This window comes from Thalassoroseus pseudoceratinae, from assembly GCF_011634775.1.
Lineage (GTDB): Bacteria > Planctomycetota > Planctomycetia > Planctomycetales > Planctomycetaceae > Thalassoroseus > Thalassoroseus pseudoceratinae.
On record NZ_JAALXT010000008.1, the window covers coordinates 117343 to 140545 of the forward strand.

General features: G+C 55.4%; 20 protein-coding genes. 11 read left to right on the forward strand and 9 right to left on the reverse strand.

Annotation, left to right across the window (positions count from 1 at the left end):
• Positions 1-105 precede the first annotated feature (105 nt).
• Positions 106-759, forward strand: a complete 654-nt coding sequence (locus tag G6R38_RS24830) for a cyclic nucleotide-binding domain-containing protein (protein WP_166831497.1) — start codon at positions 106-108, stop codon at positions 757-759.
• 11 nt (positions 760-770) lie between these two features.
• Here the strand turns inward: G6R38_RS24830 and G6R38_RS24835 are convergent, their stop codons facing one another.
• From G6R38_RS24835 to G6R38_RS24845, 3 genes are all read right to left on the reverse strand, one after another.
• Entirely contained in the window at positions 771-1208 is a 438-nt protein-coding gene (locus tag G6R38_RS24835; RefSeq protein WP_166831498.1) for a carboxypeptidase-like regulatory domain-containing protein, read from the reverse strand.
• A gap of 97 nt (positions 1209-1305) precedes the next feature.
• A complete protein-coding gene (locus G6R38_RS24840; RefSeq protein ID WP_166831499.1) occupies positions 1306-2319 on the reverse strand; it encodes a DUF1559 domain-containing protein in 1014 nt (337 codons plus the stop codon).
• A gap of 258 nt (positions 2320-2577) precedes the next feature.
• Positions 2578-4029, reverse strand: a complete 1452-nt coding sequence (locus G6R38_RS24845) for a DUF1501 domain-containing protein (protein WP_166831500.1) — start codon at positions 4027-4029, stop codon at positions 2578-2580.
• Between the two features lie 161 nt (positions 4030-4190).
• Between G6R38_RS24845 and G6R38_RS24850 the strand changes: the two genes are divergently transcribed.
• The 3 genes from G6R38_RS24850 to G6R38_RS24860 all read left to right on the forward strand — a co-directional run bounded on the left by G6R38_RS24850 (position 4191) and on the right by G6R38_RS24860 (position 7098).
• Positions 4191-5513: a 3-keto-disaccharide hydrolase gene (locus G6R38_RS24850; RefSeq protein WP_166831501.1), complete on the forward strand. Its 1323-nt coding sequence runs from the start codon at positions 4191-4193 to the stop codon at positions 5511-5513.
• Between the two features lie 140 nt (positions 5514-5653).
• Positions 5654-6193 (forward strand): O-acetyl-ADP-ribose deacetylase, encoded by a 540-nt coding sequence (locus G6R38_RS24855; protein ID WP_166831502.1) that lies wholly within the window; start codon positions 5654-5656, stop codon positions 6191-6193.
• A 41-nt stretch (positions 6194-6234) separates the two neighbouring features.
• Positions 6235-7098: an alpha/beta fold hydrolase gene (locus G6R38_RS24860; RefSeq protein WP_166831503.1), complete on the forward strand. Its 864-nt coding sequence runs from the start codon at positions 6235-6237 to the stop codon at positions 7096-7098.
• Between the two features lie 60 nt (positions 7099-7158).
• Here the strand turns inward: G6R38_RS24860 and G6R38_RS24865 are convergent, their stop codons facing one another.
• Positions 7159-7905, reverse strand: coding sequence for a dioxygenase family protein (locus G6R38_RS24865; RefSeq protein ID WP_166831504.1), 747 nt, complete (start codon positions 7903-7905; stop codon positions 7159-7161).
• Positions 7906-8070: 165 nt separating this feature from the next.
• Here G6R38_RS24865 and G6R38_RS24870 point away from each other — a divergent pair, with 165 nt between their 5' ends.
• Both G6R38_RS24870 and G6R38_RS24875 read left to right on the forward strand, forming a co-directional pair.
• Positions 8071-8985, forward strand: coding sequence for a YdjY domain-containing protein (locus G6R38_RS24870; protein ID WP_166831505.1), 915 nt, complete (start codon positions 8071-8073; stop codon positions 8983-8985).
• 199 nt (positions 8986-9184) lie between these two features.
• Positions 9185-10081: a hypothetical protein gene (locus tag G6R38_RS24875; protein ID WP_166831506.1), complete on the forward strand. Its 897-nt coding sequence runs from the start codon at positions 9185-9187 to the stop codon at positions 10079-10081.
• 91 nt (positions 10082-10172) lie between these two features.
• Here G6R38_RS24875 and G6R38_RS24880 read toward each other — a convergent pair whose 3' ends face one another.
• Positions 10173-11018, reverse strand: a complete 846-nt coding sequence (locus G6R38_RS24880; protein WP_166831507.1) for an SDR family oxidoreductase — start codon at positions 11016-11018, stop codon at positions 10173-10175.
• Positions 11018-12331, reverse strand: coding sequence for a homoserine dehydrogenase (locus G6R38_RS24885; protein ID WP_166831508.1), 1314 nt, complete (start codon positions 12329-12331; stop codon positions 11018-11020). Before G6R38_RS24885 ends, G6R38_RS24880 begins: the two co-directional genes overlap by 1 nt.
• A 303-nt stretch (positions 12332-12634) precedes the next feature.
• Here G6R38_RS24885 and G6R38_RS24890 point away from each other — a divergent pair, with 303 nt between their 5' ends.
• From G6R38_RS24890 to G6R38_RS24900, 3 genes are all read left to right on the forward strand, one after another.
• Positions 12635-13498, forward strand: a complete 864-nt coding sequence (locus G6R38_RS24890; protein WP_240928373.1) for a menaquinone biosynthetic enzyme MqnA/MqnD family protein — start codon at positions 12635-12637, stop codon at positions 13496-13498.
• Complete coding sequence (mqnC, locus tag G6R38_RS24895; protein WP_166831510.1) at positions 13428-14606, forward strand: cyclic dehypoxanthinyl futalosine synthase; 1179 nt, start codon at positions 13428-13430, stop codon at positions 14604-14606. The genes G6R38_RS24890 and mqnC overlap by 71 nt, the downstream gene beginning before the upstream one ends.
• A gap of 357 nt (positions 14607-14963) precedes the next feature.
• Complete coding sequence (locus tag G6R38_RS24900) at positions 14964-15995, forward strand: SDR family oxidoreductase (RefSeq protein WP_166831511.1); 1032 nt, start codon at positions 14964-14966, stop codon at positions 15993-15995.
• Here G6R38_RS24900 and G6R38_RS24905 read toward each other — a convergent pair.
• Positions 15976-17217 carry an FG-GAP repeat domain-containing protein gene (locus tag G6R38_RS24905; protein WP_166831512.1) on the reverse strand — a complete coding sequence of 414 codons (1242 nt, stop codon included), beginning with the start codon at positions 17215-17217 and terminating at the stop codon, positions 15976-15978. The two genes, G6R38_RS24900 and G6R38_RS24905, sit on opposite strands and share 20 nt — an antisense overlap.
• Positions 17218-17268: 51 nt before the next feature.
• Positions 17269-17988: a pyridoxine 5'-phosphate synthase gene (locus G6R38_RS24910; RefSeq protein WP_166831513.1), complete on the reverse strand. Its 720-nt coding sequence runs from the start codon at positions 17986-17988 to the stop codon at positions 17269-17271.
• 253 nt (positions 17989-18241) lie between these two features.
• Here G6R38_RS24910 and G6R38_RS24915 point away from each other — a divergent pair, with 253 nt between their 5' ends.
• Positions 18242-18463: a hypothetical protein gene (locus G6R38_RS24915; RefSeq protein WP_166831514.1), complete on the forward strand. Its 222-nt coding sequence runs from the start codon at positions 18242-18244 to the stop codon at positions 18461-18463.
• 63 nt (positions 18464-18526) lie between these two features.
• Here the strand turns inward: G6R38_RS24915 and G6R38_RS24920 are convergent, their stop codons facing one another.
• Positions 18527-20062: a hypothetical protein gene (locus tag G6R38_RS24920; RefSeq protein WP_166831515.1), complete on the reverse strand. Its 1536-nt coding sequence runs from the start codon at positions 20060-20062 to the stop codon at positions 18527-18529.
• 397 nt (positions 20063-20459) lie between these two features.
• On the opposite strand from G6R38_RS24920, the gene polA reads away from it, so the two are divergent.
• Entirely contained in the window at positions 20460-23156 is a 2697-nt protein-coding gene (gene polA, locus G6R38_RS24925; protein ID WP_166831516.1) for a DNA polymerase I, read from the forward strand.
• The last annotated feature ends 47 nt before the right edge of the window (positions 23157-23203 follow it).

Genomic DNA, 23203 nt, shown 5'->3' on the forward strand with positions numbered 1-23203 from the left:
ACAGCGGCTTCTCATTCCCACACCGATTAGATAAACACGGTTCGATGCGACTGTCAAGCACGGACGGATTCAAACCCGTGTCGGAATCGAATTTCGGGGCGTCTCATGAGTTGGAATCTGACACTCTTTCAATTGGCGAACGTCCTGTTCTGCCTGAGTTATGCCGTTCGCGATATCCTCTGGCTGCGGTTGCTCAGTGTGGTGGCGGGGTTTTGTTTGCTGCCCTATTTCCTCGACGGACCGAAAGGCTGCCAAAACGCACCGATCTTTTGGCAAACCGTTTACATCTCGATCAACGGTTGGAATCTGTTCCTGTTGCTTCGCGAACGACGTGTGATCCCGTTGTCTGCCGATCAGGAGCGGCTTCGACAACTCGTCTTCCAAGATCTCTCACCACGGGAAGCTCACCACTTGCTTTCCAAGGCGGAATGGAAATCGTTCACGCCGAGTGATGTCATCATCCAAGCGGGTGTGATCTCAGAAGAACTCGTCGTGCTGTTTCACGGACATGCGGCCGTTGAGATTGATGGCAACGAAATCGCCGCACTCCGCGATGGACAATTTGTCGGGGAAATTAGTTACCTAACCGGTGGCCCGACCACGGCCGACGTTGTTGCCGTCACGGAGGTCGTCACCGCCGTCTGGCGACGCGACGACCTCCAAGCACTCTTCCAGCGCTCCCCCGCCATCGGCCAGAAACTCCAAAACACGCTGGGCCAAGACATGGCCCGCAAACTGAGTTCCCAGTCATCCGGCTGAGTCTGATTGACTCAATCGCTTAAATCGAATTGAAAATCGGTTTTCCCCGACGCGGGAACATCGGCGGTTAACGGTGTGTTGGCCGTCTCGGCGTATTTGGCCGGCAAGAGATTTTTCGGAGCGGCTACGGCCTCACCGTGTCCATCGCCACCGCCGCTTGCGGATGGTGTTTCCATTTTCGTGACGGTCACTTTATAGCTGCCAGGAACGGCACCTTCGGAGTTTGGAAACGCGCTGACCGAAAACTGGCCACTCGAATCTGTTAAACCGGACGCCGCATGTTTTCCGTCCGTGGGAGCAAAAACGACCGTGGCTCCTTCGACCGGTTCATTCTGATAAGTCACCACGCCTTCCGCGTCGACAACTTCCGGCCGATCTTTCGTCCATTTGTCCTCGCCACTACCTCCACACCCCAAAACAACTAAGGTCAATCCGAGCAATAGACGCATGATAATCCTTTCGATTACTGAACAATGTATATGAAGAAACTCCCGCCTCTGCAAGTTCAGAAACGGGAGTATCAGGTTTCGTCCCCTTAGGGAAGAATTATGGAAGTTGCACAACTTCACCAGCAGCACGAGTTCCCATGCCTCCCCAAACGCCGTACGGGCTAGCACCGCCAGCAGTCGGACTTGGAGGGGCAACGCTTTGGTCGCCGGTATCGATATTTTCGCTAACAAAACGCGTCGCCCCGTCGCCCATCAACACGTGCACACCACCGGGATGCGCACTCGAAGCCGTGTAGAACGCAGGTTGCCAGTGATCGGCTCCACTACTGAAGCAAGACGCCGTGTTCGGTGGCATAATCGTGTTGAAACCGGCAAAGAAGGCGGCTCCGTCACCCCAGCGGTACCCAGGAGATGTGTCACTGGTATAGGGGCTGTTCAACGTATTATTCGCAAATTGAGCTCGACAGTTGATCGGTGTGCTGCCACCAGCCGTCGAAACCATGCCCAATCGGTTGCTGGCATCCGGACGCAATCGCTCTGACATAGCGATTGTGTTGCTGGAACCGTCTGTCATGTCGCGGAATCCGTAGGTCGTCCACACGCCGAACAATCCCCGTGAAGCGATCGGATTACCACCATTATCGCTATCGAGCAACGCATCACCACCGCAGAAGACATAGTTGTTCAAACCACGTGTCCCGCCGTGAGGAGAAACGTCGCCACCGTCCGACGGGCACATCAGGATGTCCAATTCGACGGTCCAATAGCTGGTGTTGCTCCAAGGTGCGTTGTTGGCGTTTTGAACTTGATCGTAGAGGTTCTGTTGTTCGTAGAACGGGGCCAACTGCACAAGTCCTGAAATTCGACCACGTTGCGCCCCACCCGAGTTGCTGCCCGTGCCGCCTTGTCGAGCCGGAAATGCATTGTTGACGTCGTGGTAGTTGTGTAACGCCAACCCTAGGTTTTTCAAATTGTTCTTACACTGGGTTCGCCGGGCGGCTTCACGGGCCTGCTGGACCGCTGGCAATAGCAAAGCGATCAGAATTGCGATGATGGCAATCACCACCAGCAATTCAATCAACGTAAACCCCCGTGACTGTGTTTTTCTCATCGTAGACCTCGTAGATAGGATAGGTAGAAATACCGACAGGACCCAAGAGAATGGGTTGGCCCGATTGATGATGGCATTATACCAAGTCCATCGTCTACAGACGAGGGCATCTCACGCTCAAAACGCTAAACCACGAACTGTACAATAGATACAGCGTTTGACATATCAATTGATTCAGTTGCGAACGCATTGATAAATGTTCACAAACCCTCATTAGAAATTTCACCAAGAAATCGCCTGAGACAGCCAGCGTTCCCCTTATGCGAAAATTGGATCGCCGTGGTAGACGTGATGCGGACGATCGAGAGCGTTCTTCCACGCTGCGACGCTCGGAATGCCGAGTGCGTGATAAATCGTGGCGGCGAAGTCTTCCGGCGTATGCGGCGATTCTTCGGGGTATCCGCCGTGAGCATCGGACGAACCGACCACCGCCCCGCCCGGCATTCCACCACCGGCGAACAACACACTTTGCACTGCTCCCCAATGATCGCGACCGGGAAGTTCATAGGCATTCGCCAGCAAGGAAATCTTGGGCGTGCGTCCGAACTCACTGGCGATCACGACCAGTGTTTCATCAAGTTGCCCAGACTCTTTCAAATCGTCGAGCAAGGCCGATACCGCTCGATCGGTTGGCGGAAACAGCTTGTCTTTTAGATGAGGAAACGCGTTGCCATGCGTATCCCAAGTTTCGTTGTTTCCGAGATTCACCTGCACCAAATTCACCCCGGACGCAACCAACCGACGAGCCATCAACAATGACCAACCGAATGCGTTGCGACCGTAGCGGTCCTGGGTTTCGGCATCGGCACCGGTGACGTCGAAGGCGTGCTGAATACTCGGCTCACTGAGCAACGAAATTGCCCCTTGTCGGAAGCGGTCAAAGTCCTGCGTTTCGGCGTGTTGTTCTAACGAACGGCGTTGCTGCTCCAGACTCGCAAGCAAATCCGTGCGGCGGGCGAATTTGGATTGCGTCAAGCCATGCGGCAACGTCAAATTCGGAGCCTGAAAGACCCGATTATCACTGCCGCCGCGTTCCTGATGGTCGAAAGCGTAATCCGGGTAGGCACCGTAGGATTTCGTATGGAACGGCGAAGCGTTCACGAACCACGGATCACGTTGCGGCCCCATTTGACCGCCGAATGCTCCAGGGATCACACGGCCCGTGCGATGCACCAACCGTTCCGGCAATACCACGGCAGGCGGAAGATTGTTGCGGGGCGTGGTTAACTCACCGACGATGCTCGCAATTGCAGGGTGATCCGTTGGCAACGGTTTGCTGGGGTTGAATCCCGTTGGCAGATCCGATCGGCCGGTCAACATGATGTGATGCCCTGCCGAATGCTCATTCGATGAATGCGTGATCGAGCGGCACAGCGACCATAGCTGACTTCGCTTGGCCAATTCCGGCAAGTGTTCGCAGATTTGCAGTCCCGGCGTTTCGGTGGAAATCGGTTGGAATTCCCCGCGAACGGTATCCGGGGCATCGGGTTTCATGTCGAAGCTCTCATGCTGAGCCAACCCGCCGGAGAGGAAAATGAAAATACACGACTTCGCCGTCCCGGATGGTCCCCGTCCATTCGGTGATGCCTCCGCAAGGGCCGCTCGGTGATTCATTCCCAACCCGAGCAAGCCAATTGCTCCCGCTTGCACAGCAGTGCGTCGGCTCACTTGAGGATGAATCGGCTCTGTATTCTGGACTTCTGTTCGCATTTCACCGCCTCATGACCAAGCACCAGCCGTGACTCATCAACCGTTGTGTATGTGTGTAGTCTAATTTCTTGCACAGTATTGCGAAAGCATCAACATCGGTTAATCTTTGAGAGAGGTTTCAAGAACCCTTTTGATAACGAAGCACTTTTAGAAAGACCGTGATGAAACGATGTTCTGTTCTCGGACTGTTGGCTCTGGTGAGTCTGTTCTGTTCGACTCCACTCCAAGCCGACGACCACAACACTCCACCGGAAGGCTTCACCGCCCTGTTTAACGGCAAAGACCTCTCCGGATGGCATGGACAGCCTCACTTCGATCCCCGCAAACTTGCTGCAATGGACGACGAAGCCCGTGAGGAACAAATCGAAAAATGGACCGCCGACGCCAAACAGCACTGGTCCGTCGACAATGGCGAACTCGTCAACGATGGCAAAGGCGCTTACCTCACGACCGACAAAGAATACGGCGACATCGAGTTGCTCATTGATTACAAAACCGTTGCCAAAGCCGACAGTGGGATTTACCTTCGCGGAACTCCGCAGGTGCAAATCTGGGACACCACGAAAGAAGGTGGAAAGTGGGATCGCAACGCGGACAAAGGCTCCGGTGGTCTGTTCAACAATGCGAAAGGCAGCCCCGGCCAACTTCCGCTCGTCCACGCCGACAAACCGTTCGGCGAGTGGAACAGCTTTCGAATTCGCCAAATCGGCGAGTTGACGACCGTCTGGTACAACGGCAAAAAAGTCGTCGACAACGCACCGATGGCCAACTATTGGGACCGCAGCCAACCCCTGTTCAAGACCGGCAAAATCCAACTGCAAACCCATGGTGGTGAAATCCGCTGGCGAAACATCTTCGTTCGCGAAATTCCCACCGAAGAAGCCAACAAGATTCTTCAAGAAGAATCTGAAGGCGAATTCGAATCAGTTTTCAACGGCAAAGACCTTAAAGGTTGGTTCGGAGCCAAAGAGAATTACGAAGTCAAAGACGGCACGATCGTCTGCAAACCCGGCAAAGGCGGCACGCTGTTCACCGAAGCGGAGTACGGTGACTTTGTTGCTCAAGTCGAGTTCCGTTTGCCCCCCGGTGGCAATAACGGTCTAGCCATTCGGTACCCAGGACAAGGCAATCCAGCCTATGCCGGCATGACCGAACTGCAAGTTCTCGACAACACTGCCGAAAAGTACGCCAAACTCGACAAACGTCAGTACCACGGTTCCGCCTACGGCATGGCGGCGGCCACGCGGGGATTCCTCCGCCCCGTCGGTGAGTGGAACTTTCAAGAAGTGACCGTGAAAGGCTCGACCATTCAGGTCGTCCTCAACGGAACCAAAATTCTCGACACCGATCTGTCCAAGATCACCGAGTACATGGCGAACTCTCCGCACCCCGGCAAAGATCTGAAAAGCGGACACTTCGGCTTCGCCGGCCACTCCGACCCCGTCGCCTTCCGCAACATCCGCATTCGCTCGTTGGGTAAATAGTGAGACGTCGGCCGGTGGCCCGTAGGTCAGACTGTGCCTGACAAATTGCTGGGTGGCATGCCCACCGCTCGGGGTGGGCATGCCACCCTTTCCAACTTGCAAACATGAAATCGTACACTGCCTGACCGACAGGGTATTCCATGCAAGTGCAGTTTGGTTCGTGTCGGATTGAACTTGCTCAGGGTGATATCACCGCTGAGGAAGTCGATGCCATTGTGAATGCCGCGAATTCGGCACTCGCGGGTGGCGGCGGTGTGGATGGTGCGATTCACCGAGCTGGTGGCCCACAAATTATGGAAGAAACGGACCGAGATTACCCCGATGGTTGCTCGGTTGGAAACGCGGTGGCGACCGGAGCGGGGAAACTCTCCGCGACCTATGTGTTTCACGCCGTTGGTCCGATCTGGAGTGGCGGTGACAGCGGTGAACCGGACCTGTTGACCTCCGCTTACCGATCATGCTTGGAATTGGCGACCGAACGGGAATGTCGCTCGATCGCCTTTCCGGCCATCAGCACGGGCGTCTATGGATACCCAATGGACCTTGCCGCCGAACATTCTCTCGCCACCGTGCGGGATTTTCTCATCGACCGTCAGAAACCGGCTCTCGTGCGGTTCGTCCTCTTCGGAGCCGGTGCCTACGGTGCCTACGCTCGGGTGTTGGAGTCGATGACCAGTTAACCAGAACGTGTGCGACGGCACTTTGGAACTGACCGAATGAAGTGAGCGATTCTCCCATCACCGAAACCATCGACACCTTCACTGCTTCCGACGGTTATCCTTTGCGTCTGCGGCATTGGCGACCGGTCACGTCCCCGCGTGGAACCGTCGTGTGTTTGCACGGGATTCAAAGTCACGCCGGTTGGTACACGCGATCGTGTTCCGAACTGGCGAACGCTGGTTTCGAAGTGCGGTTTCTCGACCGACGCGGTTCGGGAATGAACGAGACCGAACGTGGTCACGCGGTGCACGCCGAACGATTGATCAATGATGTCTCGCAGTTTTTGACGTCAATCCAATGCAACAACGGCCCGATTTTTCTGACCGGCATCAGTTGGGGTGCGCGATTGGCAGCGGTGGTCGCAAAACGACGACCGGATTTGCTCGCGGGTCTCACTTTGCTCGGTCCCGGAATTTATGGGCGTGTCGGTCCGCGGTGGTATCAGCGGATGGCATTGAGAGCGGCAATGGCCATTGGCAAGACGCACCATCGGGTGAAGATTCCACTCGCGGATCCAGCGTTGTTCACGAACGATCTCGAATGGCAAGAATTCATCCGCACCGACGCGGCGACGTTACGAGAGATCACGACATCCCTGGTGACTGCCGGGATTGCTCTCGAACGGGAATCGCAAGCAGCGGCAGAACAAATTTGTATCCCGACACTGGTGATGCTTGCCGGTACCGATCGCATCATCGATAACCCACAAACCCAGAAGTGGTTCAAGCGGCTTGGGACGAGTGAGACAACGCTCATCGAATACCCCACCGCCGCTCACACGCTGGAATTCGAGCGCGAATGCCCATTCATCGCCGATTGGCAAAAGTGGCTCGCGACCCAGGTCAAACACACCGATCAGAAATGATGACGTAACGAAGTTAGGTGGCATGCCCACGGCTTTGCGCGGGCATGGATGACCGCTGCTCTAGTTCTGCGGTCGGCGTGGTGGTGGACTGCCGGGACGTCGCAATCCGCCGGGACGGCGTCCCCGCAGTCCTCGTCGTTCGGGTTCTACGGGAGTCAAACCGACAATGATATCGGCTTGAGCCAGCAGCTCACCGCTCCGACTTTCTTTCATCGGTTTGAAATCGACATCGACGAGTTCTTTCACCTTCGGATCAATGCTGCGATAGATACCGTCCCGCTGATTCTGTGCATGGCCTTTGACAAAGAATTGACTCGTCAGCAGCCGACTTTCGCCCTTGCGAACCAGGAAGTGAATGTGTGGCGTGCGTCCGGGATACGGTACGGGTTTGACGGTGCGGAAGTAGTACCGACCGTCGCTGCCGGTCGTGAACCGTCCGAACCCTTGGAAATTCTTGTCCCGTTTGTCGGCGTTGCTCGTGCCGGAATGAAGGTACGCTCCGTTGTGATCGACTTGCCAAATCTCGATCACCGCGTTTCGCAACGGCTCACCGGATGGCCCCAGAATCCGTCCAGAGAGGTGCGTAATCTCTCCGACTGCGGGAGTCAGTTTGTCGTTGAGGACAATCAAATCGTTATCAGTATCGAGTGGCAGCTTGTCCGGATAGAATGGACCTTCAGTCATACGAGGTGTGCGTGCCAACTCGTCCGCGAAAGCGCCCGGCACGGTCCAGGCGGTCGCCCCGAGAGCGGTCAGTCCACCAAGGAAATGTCGTCGGCTGACGTGGAACTGAAATCGATTTGTCATCACTAGCTTCCTGTGGGGTTCGAACCGGTTATCCGTCTTCCTATCGAACATTACGTAAGACCGTCGGGCTTCTAACCCCGCAATCCGGAAAAAGTTCTGCCGGAATTGAACCGCCGCGGTCAAAGTTTCAACAATCTCAAAGCAACGCGATCACAAAGGAATCCCATGTTGAAAACCCATTTTGCTTGGATGATGTTGATTCTGATTTCCTCAACGGCTCCCCGCATTCACGCTGAGGAAACCCAACGAGACGCGGAACCCGCGAAGCCGGTGCCGTTGAATAAGCAGAAGACGGTACTGCTCAACCGAGCCGACAAACAAATCATCGTGAAGACGAAAGTGGTTCTTCGGGAAGGGATGCTGGAAATGCTCCTGTGCAAGAAGCAAACCAAAGAGCACGAATCGATTCTATCCGTCGATGCCGACGCCTACGTTATCCATTCCGGTTTGTTGGCCCTCGGTGCGGAAGCCGGCAAAACGGTGCGGTACGAGAACGAAAAGTTCTATCCGCCGACCGGAGAGAAACTCGACATTTTCGCCATCTGGACGGACGAGAACGACAAAATTCATCGGGTGAATGTCAAAACTTGGATCCGACGGGCGATCTATCGGTTCTACGTTGCCGATTTGGAGGCGTTGCCCAAGGGTGTCACCCTGCTGAAAACCAGTGAGCTTCGGTACGACGCCAAGATTAAGGAACTCTATTGGTACGGTCCCATGACGGAAGAGCAACGGGACGAGTTTCTTAAGATGAGTGACGACAAAACATTTCAAGCCGCAATTCGGCGGTTCTTCAAGGAGAGCCAACCTCGCCAAATGGACGCCGACTGGGTCTTCTGCGGTAGCGGGTTCTATGTCGTGCCGGATGGACCAGACAAAGGCAAACGCATCTATCAAGCGGAGAGTGGTGATTTCATCTGTGTTGCCAACTTCGCGACCGCGATGATCGACGTCGGCGTGGAAAGCTCTGCCAGCGGTTCCGGTAACCTGCTCTACGAAGCTTGGACCGAACGCATCCCGCCAAAAGACACGATCGTCACTTTGGAGATCATTCCCCAGGGGAAGTCCAAAAAGAAGTAAACGCCGAAAGACTTGCATGACTGCATGTGCTGAACGGTGTTTGCGCACCATTTCATAAGCGACGACCGAGACGGAAATCATCGTTCCGATGGGGCGAGTGCTTGCCGATGCGAAACCACGGGGTTAGGGTTGCTCAGGGATTCGTCTCGCGTGGAAGCGAACACCAGAAACATTTTCTTGACAAAGGACGCTACGAACGATGAGAAAACTCCTGAGATCGTCCGGTGTGTTGCTTTCGACTTGCGTATTACTCGCAGGTTGTAGTGAGTCGCCGCAAGAGACCGCAGCAAAACCACCAGCGAAGTCCAACGCAGAATCGCCGAGCGTCCCCCAACAACAGAACGACGATACACCGACCGTCAACGAAGCGACAGCCAAGACCGATGAATCTTCGGCGGAGTCAACACCACCCAGTCCTCCTTCGACGCCACCGAAGAATCTTGCGGACGCAGAAGTCTCGCTGACGATTCCGGCCGATGAATTTACCTTCGAGAAATTCACGAAGGCGATGTTCAACGAAAACAAAGGCAAAGTGATTGAAACGATTGGAGTCGTTCGTTCGTATGAAATCAATTTCGATGCAACGCCGATACTTCATCTCGACAAGAACTACATGGAATTTGCCAGCCAACCAGGATCTCATGCGGTCTTTCGAGCGATGCCAGGGCAAACGGTCACGCTTCGGCAATGGATCAACCCTCAGACGTCTTTCGATCTATGGCAGGCCTTTCACAGGTGGACCATCGTCAAGATTGAAGGCCCTCAACCACAGACCGTCGATGCGCTCACAGTCGCAAAAGATTTCGCCAACGATCAACAAGCCGCTATCGAAAAATATCTCGAGAAGTATTTCATCATTACCGGGACAGTTCATCAATTTAACGATGACGGGCCGCGTTTCATCGTGACACTCACGCCAGAGGACGTCGAACCCAAAGTCGTTGCGGAGTACACGCCCTACGGCGAGACCGTGAGTCCCAAGGAGTGGGTGCAAGAAGGCAAAGACGTGAAAGTTTTGGCGAAGTTTTTCTTGGAGAAACCCGAAGTTTCCGATGCTCTCGCATTGCCGCCGGAAGACAAAACCGCTGACAAATAACGCGCGGTTGATCTCAGGAACAAAGAGCACGTTCAGCGTCTCAGGTTCTGTGCTTCTCGACGAATACGCATCGCCAGTCGCTACACTCAGATTAGACTGCGGCTAGCTCGGTCATTTCGGCACTCAGTTCCCATAGTCGCGACCGCAACTCACAATCATTCGCCACTGGATTCATTGGAGCCGGACGACGGTTCCGAAAGTACAATCCGGTTTGCCCGGCGACTTCTTCGGATGTGGCGAGATAGATCGAAGTCTCCGCACCGGTTCGCGGACTTTTTCCATACCAGCGGGAAACAAAACTCAACATCTTCGGCAAACCGAGAAACTGTTGATACAGTCCCGTGGCGATGGTTCCCGGATGGAGTGCGTTGCACGTGATGCCGGTTTCTTCCAACCGTTTGGCTAACTCCACGGTGAATAACACGTTTGCCAACTTCGTTTGTGCGTAGATCGTGCGGGGGTGGTAGTTTCGTTCGCCTTGCAGATTGTCGAAGTCGATTTTCCCTCGACGATGCATTCCCGAGGAGACATTCAAAACGCGAGCGGATTCGGCGGCCATCAACCTGCTTTGCAACAAATGGGTCAGCAGAAACGGCGCAAGATGGTTCACCGCCCATTGCAATTCGATGCCATCGTCCGTGAGCTGTCGAGTTTGCGACAAGACGGCGGCGTTGTTGATGAGCACATCCAGCGACTCGAATCGTGACTGAAACTCAGCTGCGAATTTTCGGATCGAAGATTGCGACGCCAAATCGCAGAGCATGAGTTCCACGGATAGGCTGCCGCTCTCCCAGCGAATCCGATTGCGAGCGGCTTCGCCACGGGATTGGTCGCGGCAAAGCATGATGACTTCCGCACCGGTGCGTGCCAACCCGAGAGCCGTCTCGTAGCCGATTCCCGCGTTGGCCCCCGTAATGAGAATTCGACGGCTCGCCATCAATCAGCGACCGGCAACAGAATCCATGGCGGTTGCAACGTGTTCAATTGTTGAAATTCCCGTTCGGCAGCTTGCATGCGTCCACGTGTAGTGCGATGCGTCATCACCACGACTGGCACCATCGGTCGTGATCCGGCTTGCGTCTTGGACTCCGATGCTTCGTGTTGCATGATCGACGCCAAGCTGATGCCGTTGCGACCCAAAATATCCGCAATCTCCGCGAACACGTGCGGACGGTCTTCCATGCTAAACCGCAAGAAATACCGGCTCGTGATTTCGTCCGGAGCCTGCACCGGTAACGGTGTTCGTTCGCCCCACAGGTCGAGCAATGGGAATGTCAGTCGCGTGCGACCGGCGACGGTGTCGACCAAGTCCGCCACAACAGCGGAGGCCGTCGGCATCTGACCGGCTCCCGGACCGGTGTACCAAGTTCGCCCGACCGCATCGCCATCGACCGCGATGATGTTGAACGCCCCGTCGGCTTGGGCGACCGGTCGATCCTGCTTGACGAGCGTCGGTTGAACGTGCATTTCCAAGTGCCCGTCCACCACCTTGGCCACACCAAGTAACTTGATGCGGTACCCTAACTCCGCCGCATATTGCAAATCCGCAAGCGCCACCGAATCGATCCCCTGTCGGGGGAACTCATCAAGCGACACCGTTGTTCCAAATGCCAATCGAGCCAGGATTGTCAGTTTCTGAGCGGCATCGGTGCCATCGACATCCATTGTGGGGTCGGCCTCGGCGTAACCGAGTTCCTGAGCCTGTTTCAATGCGTCTTCGTAAGTTCGTCCCTGCGAAAGCATTTCCGTCAGAATGTAGTTGCTCGTGCCGTTGAGAATCGCCTCGATCGAGCGAATCTGGTTCGCCGTCATCGACTGCCCAATCGCGGCGATGATCGGAATTCCACCGGCAACCGCCGCTTCAAACGCGATCGTGCAATCGTGTTCTCGAGCGAGCTGGAACAATTCCTCGCCATGCTCACATAGTAACGCTTTGTTCGCAGTGACCACATTCTTTCCGGCTTTTAGGAATGCGATCATCATTTCCCGAGCGGTCGTGGTCCCGCCCACGAGTTGCACCACGACTGAAACGTCGTCATCTTCGAGCACGGTCCGCCAATTGTCGGTCAGTACGCCATCGGGAAGCTCAATCTCACGGGGTTTGGATAAATCCCGGCAGACGGCCCGACGAAGTTGGATATCCCGCCCGGACCGCGTTTTCAAACGGTCGGCATGTTGAAGCAACAGTTTCGCCACGCCGGTTCCAACGGTTCCCAGGCCGACGATTGCAACGGAGATGGGATTGGTCATAAATTTTTAAATTGCTCAGATAAATCCGGTCGGCATCTTTTCCCAAGAAGCCTGTTAATCCGGAGAGGATTACACGGTTCATTCGTTGTGGCATGGTAATCGTTGAGACGGTGGATTGCCACGCGATCGGAACCGTCCGGTTTGCGGTCCGCGAAAAGACGCCTATAATCTGCCGAGCAAGCGGTGAGGTGCGTCGTGAAGCACCCATTCGGCAATGGTTCGATTATCGCGGTGCGTCACGACGCATCTTGTGGATTACTGAGAGTTGACCCAACTATGTTTCGTCCGGTGAAAATTGGGGCCGTGAGTTATCTGAACTCGAAGCCTCTGATTGAAGACCTCGAACATTTGGCTTCGTCCGCCGATTTGACGCTGGACTACCCCAGCCGTCTCGCGGACGATTTGGCCGCTGGTGAACTCGACGTCGCATTGATTCCCTCCTTCGAATTTCTGCGTCAATCGGACTACAAAATCGTTTCCGATGCGTGCGTTGCCACCCATGGGGCGGTGATGAGCGTCAAACTCTACACGCGAACACCGTGGAGCGAAATTCGTCGGCTTGCTCTCGATGAAGGTTCCCGCACGAGTGCGGCTTTGGCCCAAATTTTACTCGCGGAACGATTTGGCGTGCATCCCGAATTGATGCCGCTCCCGATCGGTGAATCGGCCGAAACCAGCCCGGCCGACGCTGTTCTAATGATCGGTGATCGGGCCATGCACCCGCCGCAAGAATCCTTCCACGATTCCTGGGATCTCGGTGAGGAATGGCTGCGTTGGACGGGCTTGCCCTTCGTCTTCGCGTTGTGGGCTGCTCGAAAAGACACTCAGCTTGACCAAGTCGAACTGGCATTGACCCAATCCCGTGATCGCGGCGTCAGCCGACTGCCGGAAATCGCCCAACGCGAAGCCGACAAGTTGGGTCTGACTGAAGACGTCGCGACCCGTTATTTGCAGGAAAATTTGTACTTCCAACTCGGTTCCGCCGAACGCAGCGGACTGCGGTTGTTCCAACAACTCGCGATCCAAAATCAATTCCTCACTGCCGACACCGAAATTGTTTTCCACAACTGTCGACCTTCCAACTCGCGAAGCCATCATGAGCACTCTCACAGCGACCGCCCCTCCGCCGACACTCAACGCCAGCGAACTGAAATCGCTTCTCGATAAAACGGTTGCCGGGGAGCGGTTGTCGACGGAATCGGCCTTGGCTCTACTGCATTCGCACGATGTGATCAGCATCGGGGAAGCCGCCCATGCGGTCACCGAGCGAATGCACCCGGAGCGAATCCGTACCTACAACATTGATCGCAACATCAACTACAGCAACGCCTGCACAGCGGTGTGCGATTTCTGTGCGTTTTACCGTCCCGTCGGGCACGAGGAAGCGTACGTACTGTCCGAGGAGGTGTTGTTCCAAAAGATTCAGGAAACCGTGGACCTCGGTGGCGATCAAGTCCTGATGCAAGGCGGACTGCACCCAACATTGCCATTGGAGTGGTACGAAAACCTGTTGCGGTCGATCAAAGAACGCTTTCCGCAAGTGAATCTTCATGCATTCAGCCCACCGGAGATTCATCACTTTATGAAACTCTCCAAACTTCCGTTGGAAACCGTGCTACAACGGCTCAAAGACGCCGGACTGGGCAGCATTCCCGGTGGTGGGGGCGAGATTCTTGTCGACCGCGTTCGCAAAGCTGTCACACGAGGAAAGGCGTTGACCGAAGACTGGTTGAACGTTAACCGCGTTTGGCATCAACTCGGTGGGAAATCAACGGCCACGATGATGTTCGGACACGTCGAAACGCTTGCCGAACGCATCGAACACCTGGACCGAATCCGTGAATTGCAGGACGAGACTGGTGGTTTCACAGCGTTCATTTGCTGGACGCATCAGCCGCCGCACGTGGCTCCGTGGTTTGGTCGTGATGCGGAAAACGGCCGCAAAGGTGGCACGGATATGTCACAACTTCCGCCCGCCGGCGCGTTCGAGTACTTGAAAACCCAGGCTATCGCTCGGTTGTTTCTCGATAACGTGCCGAACATTCAATCCTCATGGGTCACACAGGGCGAGAAAATCGGTCAGGTTGCGTTGTTCTTCGGAGCCAACGACATGGGCAGCTTGATGATCGAGGAGAACGTCGTCAGTGAAGCCGGCACGGTGCATCACTTGTCGGTTGAATCGTTGCGACGATGTATCCGAGAAGCCGGCTACATCCCTCGCCAACGCAACGTATTCTACGAACTGATCGAAGAATCGGAAACTTCGGCCCCCTGACTGAACGGGAACCAGCTTGGTGGAGATAAAGTCACCATCTGACTGGATTTCGTCGTCGATTGCTTGGAAATCGAGAGGATCATTGCTGGCATTCCTTTTGCTTCATGACTGGTGGAGTCGTTCTCCAGCATGAAAAAGCGGAATGCTTCCGCATCTGACCAATCATCTGCCGAACACGAATTGCTTTCCATCGCAAACTCGTTTGGGCATTGAGTTGGTAGGACGACTTCGTTGTTGAGTTGTCTTTTGCAACGCTTGGCCGATTTCGGATGTGGTGTGACGTCCACGGAAGTCAGGGAAGCCGAGCTGCGTGAACGCACCTCAAAGGTCAACGTGGAACCTTCTTTCGGAGCGGACATGCCAGAATCAACGGATCGAACGTACGAAGTAGCCGTTGTGACAGGGGCGACGGCGGGTGTCGGTCGGGCTGTCGTCGAGGAATTTGCCAAGCGTCACGCACGGATCGGTTTGCTCGCTCGAGATGATTCACGTCTACAGCAAACTGTCGAGGCCGTTAAGAGACTTGGCGGCGAAGCGATTGCCATTCCAACCGATGTCGCGGATGCCAACGCCGTCGAAGAAGCGGCTAGCCAAGTTGAAGACACGTTCGGCCCGATCGACATCTGGATCAACAACGCCATGACGACGGTTTTTGCCGCTCTTGAAGACATCGAACCGGAGGAGTATCGCCGAGCCACAGAGGTCACTTATTTGGGCACGGTCTGGGGAACGATGGCAGCTCTCAAACGGATGCGGAAACGGGACCGAGGTGTGATTGTTCAAGTTGGTTCCGCCCTGTCCTACCGGGCGATTCCGCTTCAGGCTCCGTACTGTGGAGCAAAGTTCGCCATTCGTGGCATGACCGACTCGCTTCGCTGCGAATTGATGCACGAAAAAAGCTCCATTCATATCACGATGGTGCAGTTGCCTGCTGTGAACACACCGCAATTCAGTTGGTGCCGCTCAAAGTTACCAAAGCATCCCCAACCCGTTCCGCCAATTTTCAGCCCAGAGATGGCGGCCGAAGCAATCTACTGGTCCGCACACCAGCGGCAGCGTGAAGTTCAACTTGGTCTACCGACCATGCAAGCGATCGAAGGCAACAAGGTGGCTCCGTCACTAGCCGATTGGAAACTCGCCAACGACGCTTATGACGGTCAACAGACGGACGAAGACATTGCCCCTGATCGGCCCGACAATCTGTTCTCGCCGGTCCCTGGTGATTTCGATGCCACCGGCCGGTTCAACGATCGGGCCAAGCCTCGACGTTGGCAGTGGGAACTCACGAAACGACGCGGTTGGGTGATCGGCAGTTTAATTCTGCTGATGATCCTGGTGATTGTTTTGATCACTCTCGGTTTGCAAGCAGCTATCGAGTCGGCGACGTGAGCCCCGGGTTCTCGTACCAAATCACACCGAGATTAGCACGTTCCTCGCACGTCAGCACATCGAGATCACCATCCCCGTCGAGGTCGATCAGTTCGCTACGATCGAACTTGTACGCCCTCGGTTCGCAGATTGGCTGCCAATCGACAACCAGTTCGGATTCGGTGATTCGCTGAATCTCTCCATACGCCGCAGCCACAGAGTTCGGTGCCCGTTGTGTGTTGCACAAGTGAACGAGTTCGGGGTTGCCATCGCCGTCCATGTCCGCCGCCGCAATCGACTTGCCCCAAACCACACCCAATGGATTCGGACAGGTCCGCACGATCCAGTGATCCGAGGACTTCCCAGCTCGCTCGAAATACAGGAGATGATTGTCTCGGGTACTGCACAGCACGTCATCAAGGCCATCCCGATTCAGGTCGACGAGATCCAGAAACAGAACTTCCGATTTCGCACCCCCGATGAGATGATTCGCCCACTCGCGGCCCGATCGAACAGCTTCATGTCCCGGATTCTCTAACCAACGCACGCCGCGACGCTTGCCCTTGCGGTCGGATGTGAGCACGTCGAGGTCACCATCGCCGTCCATGTCGATGACTTCCAGCGACATGATCCACCCCGCCGACGAAAGCTGATGGTATTTCCAATCGCTGACGTTTCGCGGTTCCTCAGGGGATTCCAACCAGCCGATTGCGGCCCCGGTTCCTTTGGAACCCACAATCAAGTCCACACCCCGACGACCATCCACTTGCAATGGAATGCAGTACATCCACATCTGTTGTTTCACGGTGCACGGAACGGCGTCGGTCTTCCAAGCGTCCTCGTTGAGATACTCTTTCGGCTCGGGTGCCCAATGAAAGAACACCGTTCGATTGCCACCTTCGCAGCAACTTACGACATCGGTGTTTCCGTCGGCATCCAAATCACAGAAGACCGCATCCTCCGGTGAGCGAACGTTGCCCACCGTCACCGCCGGCCATTGATCCCGACTGGCTTGCGGGCCGGGATTGAGATACGCACGGATCGTGCCCCCTTCCTCCCAACCTGTGGAAATATCCGGCAGACCGTCTTCGTTGACGTCCGCCAATCGAACACCGTCGGCTCCCCGCGAACTTTGATCGATCGTATGCCGACGCCACGGTTCCGCAGACGAGACGTTCATCGGAACGATCAGAAGAAGCCCCCAAAGCACGAACATGGTCGATCGCCGAACGGGTGTTCTCATGATATCACTCCGATGGATGAAGAGTGTCAATTCACGTCAGTGGTGTGCGATTTACTCTAACGTAATCAAGGCTTTCATGTCACGGACGGCTTGTTGAATGCCAACGAGCACGGCTTTGGCGATGATGCTGTGACCGATATTGAGTTCAGAAACGTCCGGGATTTCCGCGATCGGGCGAACATTGCGATACGTGAGACCGTGCCCCATATGCAGCAGCAATCCGCCTTCGATCGCCATGCTACCGGCCTGGGAGAGTTTGTCGATTTCTTCTTGTTGTTCGTCTTCCGTTTCCGCCTCGGCGTAGTTGCCGGTGTGCAATTCCACGGCGGCAACTTCCAGCTCGATTGCGGCTTCGATCTGCTTGGGATCGGGGTCGATAAACAAGCTCACGTCGATTCCCGCGTCATGAAGTTGATCGACGCAACGACGGATTCGGTCCGGGTCGACGAGCAAGTCGAGCCCGCCTTCGGTGGTCAGTTCTTCGCGTTTTTCCGGTACAAGGGTCGCTTGATCGGGGCCGACACGAATCGCAAATTCGGTGATTTCCTCCGCGGCGGCCATCTCCAAGTTCAGTTTCACCTGCACGGTTTCCTGAAGCATGATGACGTCGCGGTCTTGGATATGCCGACGATCTTCACGAAGATGCACCGTGATCCCGTCCGCTCCCGCAAGTTCCGCCTGAACCGCTGCCCAGATGGGATCGGGTTCATAGGTTTCTCGGGCTTGCCGCAGGGTCGCGACGTGGTCGATATTGACACCAAGATCAGGCATGGATGGACTCCGAACGTTTTTCTGTGTCCAAAACGGACGCGAAAAAGTCCTATGTTCTTTGACTTCCGCGAAACGGCAACCACTGTGGTGTAGCACGAATTGCACGGAACGCAATGCGTCTGCACGATTGTGGCCAGTGGAAATATAGCGAACCCACCGGGAAAATCGCAGTCATTGCGGGTTCAACTTTCCGAAAGCGTGCGTTTTGTTACCATCGGAGAGACGACTCGCTGTACGCAACGGATACACACGGATGCCGAAACATCAAATCTTCATGGGAACCGCTACCGCATTGCTTTGCTTGACGGCCGTCTGGCAGACGGACTGGATCATCGAACACACCCGCAAAGGGCAATGGTTGGCGAAACGCTTCGGCGGCCGAAACGCCACACGCGTGTTGTGGCTGCTCTTCGGTGCTGGCATCATTTTTGGTGTGCTACTCGCGACGGATATCATCCGCCCGTTGAACAGTTGACCCCAACAAAAAACGCCTCGGAGTATTTCCGAGGCGTTCGACATGATGATCTCTCAAGTTGTCTTAGTAACCGCTGGCCGTCGCTCCGGCACGTCCCGTGGTGGCGGGCTTTAGCGATTTCCCGTTGCCGTAAATCGAGCCAGGAGAGTTGGATCGGCGACGGCTGGTATCGGTGTTGGTACTGGTCGGTCGAGCTCCAGACCGCAATGTGAACGGCCGCTGCTCACCTGGACGGAACACACGTTGTTTCGGCGTGAACCCGATGAAGGCCATAAAGTCGTTGAGGCTAATGATTCGCACCCCACGCTCGCGAGCTTCTTGTTCCATCGTGGTGTAGGCCGCTTGAATCGCTTTCGCAGCTTCGATTTTGCTCGGCTCAGCGATGTTGGCGGGATCGGGGATGTCGCCGACGACAAGAAACTTCGTTCGCGAATCGATATCGCCGCCCGTGCGGTTTCCTTGATCGTCCACCCAAATCGAGTCTTCCGCACCAGATGCTTGAATGGCGTCTTTGAGGATTTGACGATCGCTTTGCCCGTCACCATCCGGATCGATCAGACCCACGAAGGCGAACTTCATGGTTTGGTTCGGTCCCCAAGCCGGTGAGTAAATCGGGTCGTCAATCGCGATGGGGTTATAGATGTCTTCACTGACGATTCGAGCTTCAGCCGAGTGAGCCCCCAGAATCCGCGTGACTTCGATGGCCCCTTTGATGTCTTCCGGACCACGTTCGATGTCTTCACTCGCCCGACCAACACCACGATTGCCTTTCTCGTAGATACTGAAGGTTGTGCGAGGCTCGAGACCTTCCGCTTCACCGATGTTGATCCAAACCAAGTGACTGGTGTTGTCGACCCATTGGATTTTCCCATCCGGTCGCTCGAAACTCACCCGGCGAACATCTTCCAAGTCGCGGCGGAGGTCTTCGTTGGTATTATTCAAGTCGCTGATTCGCCGATTCAACCCGGCAATCTCTTGAGCATGAGCTTGTTGCAACTGCTGAATACGGAGTTCACGTTCGCTGATCGACTGTTGAGCCTTGGTGAGTTCTCCCCGCAATCGCGTCTGTTCGGCCTTATGCTCGGCGAGAGTCGCTTGTTTTTCCTGTTCGGACTGAGTCGCCGCGTTTTTGTAGGTCGTGGCCTCGTTACGAGCTTGCGTGTCGATCGTCTGGTTTTCCGACGCGAGCCGTGCATTCTCTGCTTTGGCCGTCGAAAAATCCGATGTGGCAGTATTCAGATTGGTTCGCAAGTCCGCCAACCCTTCTTTGACGGTCTTCGGACCAACCGCTCCCGGACCGGCGGTGTTCTGCAAGTCTTCCGCCAAAGCCGAGAGCACAGTGCCCGGTTGCGGAGCGGCAGGATCACCGACTTGCTGCAAATCCGGATATCCCAAGACCTGCTTGAGACTTTCGACATCCTTTGCATTGTTCAACGCAACTTGCTTTTGCGTATCGCGTTCACTTTGCATGGCGGTGAGTTGAGATCGCAACTCGCGGCCTTCATCCAGGAAGATGTAGGTGAACACGCCGAGAATAATCGTCGCCATGACGAAGAATATCAGCGAGAAATGAACTGCGGTGGGTTTGTTGGCCGCCATCGACTCGTCCCTTGAGTAAATTGCACCCGTGTGGCTTCCACATCGTGACTGACGTGCGGAATCGTGGGGCGGTTGACTTCGAAAAACGTGGCATCAAAACCACGGGTTTGTCGGCAAGAATGGTTGAGACCGGCGACATTGCGCACGAAAATGTGCAACTCGCACGAAGTCTCAACTTCAGTTTAGATGCCAGAAAACGCCAGTCAAGTAGAATCTGCGGCGAACCGTTCACCATCGCGGTTTCGTTCCCGTTCGATAAGTTCAACCGTCACAACACTCTGCGGATGCGTCTGTGATTTGCATTTTGTCGGCTAGGCAGATGGGTTGAGTGTTTCCATAATGCAACCGCTGCACTGTTTTTTTGCCGATCGGCCACGAATTGAAATCGAACGTTTCCATGCCTGATACCGTTTACCTTGTCGATACATTTTCGTTGATGTTCCAAGTCTTCCACGCCATTCGGCAGCCGATGACCGGTTCCGAAGGTCTGCCGACAAACGCGGTTTTCGGGTTTACGCGGGATTTGAAGCATTTAATCGAGGAAGTGGCCCCGTCGCACTTGATCTGCGCGTTCGAGTCCGACGAACCAGGCACACGGAAGACGGTTTACGCCGACTACAAAGCCAACCGAGCGGAAATGCCCGCCGATCTTCAGCCGCAAGTACCGATCATCAAAGAGCTCATCGAGGCGATGAACGTGCCGCTGTTCCATCATCCCGGTTGGGAAGCTGATGACGTCATCGCCACGCTGGCCCGACAAGCGGTCGAAGATGGCATGGAGGTGCGGATCGTCTCCAGCGACAAAGATCACCGACAACTGCTTGGTCCGCACGTTCAGATGTACAACATTCGAAAACGCGAGTTCTTTGATGAAGCGGCCTTGATGGACACCTGGGGAATCCGACCGAATCAGGTGATCGACTTTCAATCACTCGTCGGCGACAGCGTGGACAATGTGCCCGGTGTCCCCAAGATCGGCCCCAAGACCGCAACGAACCTGCTCGCAGAATACGAGACGTTGGATGCCGTCCTCGAAAACGCGGCCAACGTGAAAGGCAAAGTGGTCTCGAAGAACCTGCAGGAGTTCCGCGATCAGGCTTTGGTCAGTCGTGAGTTGGTCACGCTGAACACGCAACTTCCCCTCGATTTCGATTGGAACGCGGCCCGTGTCGGCGAACCGGACCGGGAACGGTTGCTGCCGCTATTCGAGCGACTCGCCTTCAAACGCTACGCCGAAGAAATCCGCAAGCTGCCCAAATCCAAGTCGCAACCGTCGCTTTTCCCTGAGGAATCCGACCGAAACTGGGAAACCGTCGACACGCCCGCGAAGTGGGAGAAATTCCTCAAGCAACTCCGCAAACAGAAAAAATTCTGTGTCGATCTGGAAACGACCGGTCTCGATGCCATGCAGGCGGACATCGTCGGTTGGGCACTCAGTTGGGAAGCCGGCATGGGTTGGTATGTCCCGGTGGACGGCCCCGAAGGACAAGCCAAACTCGACCCCAAGACGGTCGTGGATGCCCTGCAACCACTGCTCGAAGACCCCAATATCGAAATCGTCAACCAAAACCTCAAGTATGACATGCTCGTACTGAAACGTATCGGTGTTGAGGTTCACGGAATCGGCGTGGACCCGATGGTTGGCGATTACCTGCTCGACGCCGGTGCCCGCAGTCACGGCCTGGATGCGTTAGCCTCACGATATTTGAACCAACAAATGATCTCGATCACCGAACTCATCGGTAGCGGCAAGAAACAAAAGTCGATGGCCGAAATCGACATCAAGAAAGTCGCCGAATACGCCAGCGAAGACGCCGACATCGCGTGGCAGTTGGCCGAACAAATTTCGGACGCACTCCATGAGGAAAAACTACACGATCTCTACGACACTCTGGAATGTCCGCTTATCCCTGTGCTCGCCCAGATGGAATTTCATGGCGTGCGAGTGGATGTCACGGAACTTCAGCGACAAAGCGAGGAACTCACAACGCGACTGGACGAACTTGAACAGGAAATCTATTCGCTCGCCGGTCGGGAATTTAACATCGCGTCGCCGAAACAATTGTCGGTTGTGTTGTTCGATGAGATCGGCCTGCCGGTGCTGAAGAAAACCAAAACCGGCCCGAGTACCAGTGCCGATGTGCTGGAGGAACTCGCCATCCAACACGACCTGCCGGCCCTCATCATCGAGCATCGTCAACTCGCCAAACTCAAGGGCACCTATCTCGATGCCCTGCCTGAGTTGGTCAACCCCGTCACCGGCAACATTCACACGTCGTTCAACCAAGTCGTCGCAGCGACGGGGCGATTGAGTTCCAGCGATCCGAACTTACAGAACATCCCGATTCGAACCGATGAAGGCCGCCGAGTGCGACGGGCGTTTGTACCGTCGGAACCAGGTTGGAAACTCGTCTGTGCCGACTATTCCCAAATCGAACTCCGCGTGCTGGCCCACTTCAGCGACGACCCCGCGATGACAAAAACCTTCGCGGAAGGTCTCGACATCCACACCGCTGTCGCCGCCGAAATCTTCGGGGTGCCGTTGGACGAAGTCGACTCTAACATGCGTCGCGTCGCCAAGGGCGTCAACTTCGGTGTGCTCTACGGTCAGAGTGCGTTTGGTCTCGCGGCAGCGTTGCGGATTCCACGAGATGAAGCCCAAGTTTTCATCGACAGCTATTTCGACAAGTACCCCGGTGTCGAACGGCATATGGAGCAGATTCTCGAAGAGGTCCAACGCACCGGCTACGCGACCACGATTCTCGGTCGACGGCGACGAGTCGAAGGCATCCGCCGCATCACCGGTCGTCAACGCAATGTCTCCGAGCGAACCGCCATCAACACGGTCATCCAAGGGTCGGCGGCGGACATGATCAAACGCGCCATGATCGCCGTTCACAATCGACTCGCCGAGGAAAACCACCCCGCCCGAATGCTGCTACAGATCCACGACGAACTCATCTTCGAATCCCCGGTTGACGACGTGGATTCGCTCATCGAAATCGTGCAAACCGAAATGAAGCAGGCGATCGAGTTGCGTGTGCCGTTGGTCGTGGATGTCAAAATCGGCGAGAATTGGCTCGACGCGGATTGAGCCGGTTCACAGTGGTCCGCCGAACCATACGCTGAACAGATCTTGGT

Bases quoted from the DNA above. Each gene is read 5' to 3' on its own strand.
- G6R38_RS24830 (WP_166831497.1), top strand. From the start codon at position 106: ATGAGTTGGAATCTGACACTCTTTCAATTGGCGAACGTCCTGTTCTGC.
- G6R38_RS24835 (WP_166831498.1), bottom strand. From the start codon at position 1,208: ATGCGTCTATTGCTCGGATTGACCTTAGTTGTTTTGGGGTGTGGAGGT.
- G6R38_RS24840 (WP_166831499.1), bottom strand. From the start codon at position 2,319: ATGAGAAAAACACAGTCACGGGGGTTTACGTTGATTGAATTGCTGGTG.
- G6R38_RS24845 (WP_166831500.1), bottom strand. From the start codon at position 4,029: ATGCGAACAGAAGTCCAGAATACAGAGCCGATTCATCCTCAAGTGAGC.
- G6R38_RS24850 (WP_166831501.1), top strand. From the start codon at position 4,191: ATGAAACGATGTTCTGTTCTCGGACTGTTGGCTCTGGTGAGTCTGTTC.
- G6R38_RS24855 (WP_166831502.1), top strand. From the start codon at position 5,654: ATGCAAGTGCAGTTTGGTTCGTGTCGGATTGAACTTGCTCAGGGTGAT.
- G6R38_RS24865 (WP_166831504.1), bottom strand. From the start codon at position 7,905: ATGACAAATCGATTTCAGTTCCACGTCAGCCGACGACATTTCCTTGGT.
- G6R38_RS24870 (WP_166831505.1), top strand. From the start codon at position 8,071: ATGTTGAAAACCCATTTTGCTTGGATGATGTTGATTCTGATTTCCTCA.
- G6R38_RS24875 (WP_166831506.1), top strand. From the start codon at position 9,185: ATGAGAAAACTCCTGAGATCGTCCGGTGTGTTGCTTTCGACTTGCGTA.
- G6R38_RS24880 (WP_166831507.1), bottom strand. From the start codon at position 11,018: ATGGCGAGCCGTCGAATTCTCATTACGGGGGCCAACGCGGGAATCGGC.
- G6R38_RS24885 (WP_166831508.1), bottom strand. From the start codon at position 12,331: ATGACCAATCCCATCTCCGTTGCAATCGTCGGCCTGGGAACCGTTGGA.
- mqnC (WP_166831510.1), top strand. From the start codon at position 13,428: ATGAGCACTCTCACAGCGACCGCCCCTCCGCCGACACTCAACGCCAGC.
- G6R38_RS24900 (WP_166831511.1), top strand. From the start codon at position 14,964: ATGCCAGAATCAACGGATCGAACGTACGAAGTAGCCGTTGTGACAGGG.
- G6R38_RS24905 (WP_166831512.1), bottom strand. From the start codon at position 17,217: ATGAGAACACCCGTTCGGCGATCGACCATGTTCGTGCTTTGGGGGCTT.
- G6R38_RS24910 (WP_166831513.1), bottom strand. From the start codon at position 17,988: ATGCCTGATCTTGGTGTCAATATCGACCACGTCGCGACCCTGCGGCAA.
- G6R38_RS24915 (WP_166831514.1), top strand. From the start codon at position 18,242: ATGCCGAAACATCAAATCTTCATGGGAACCGCTACCGCATTGCTTTGC.
- G6R38_RS24920 (WP_166831515.1), bottom strand. From the start codon at position 20,062: ATGGCGGCCAACAAACCCACCGCAGTTCATTTCTCGCTGATATTCTTC.
- polA (WP_166831516.1), top strand. From the start codon at position 20,460: ATGCCTGATACCGTTTACCTTGTCGATACATTTTCGTTGATGTTCCAA.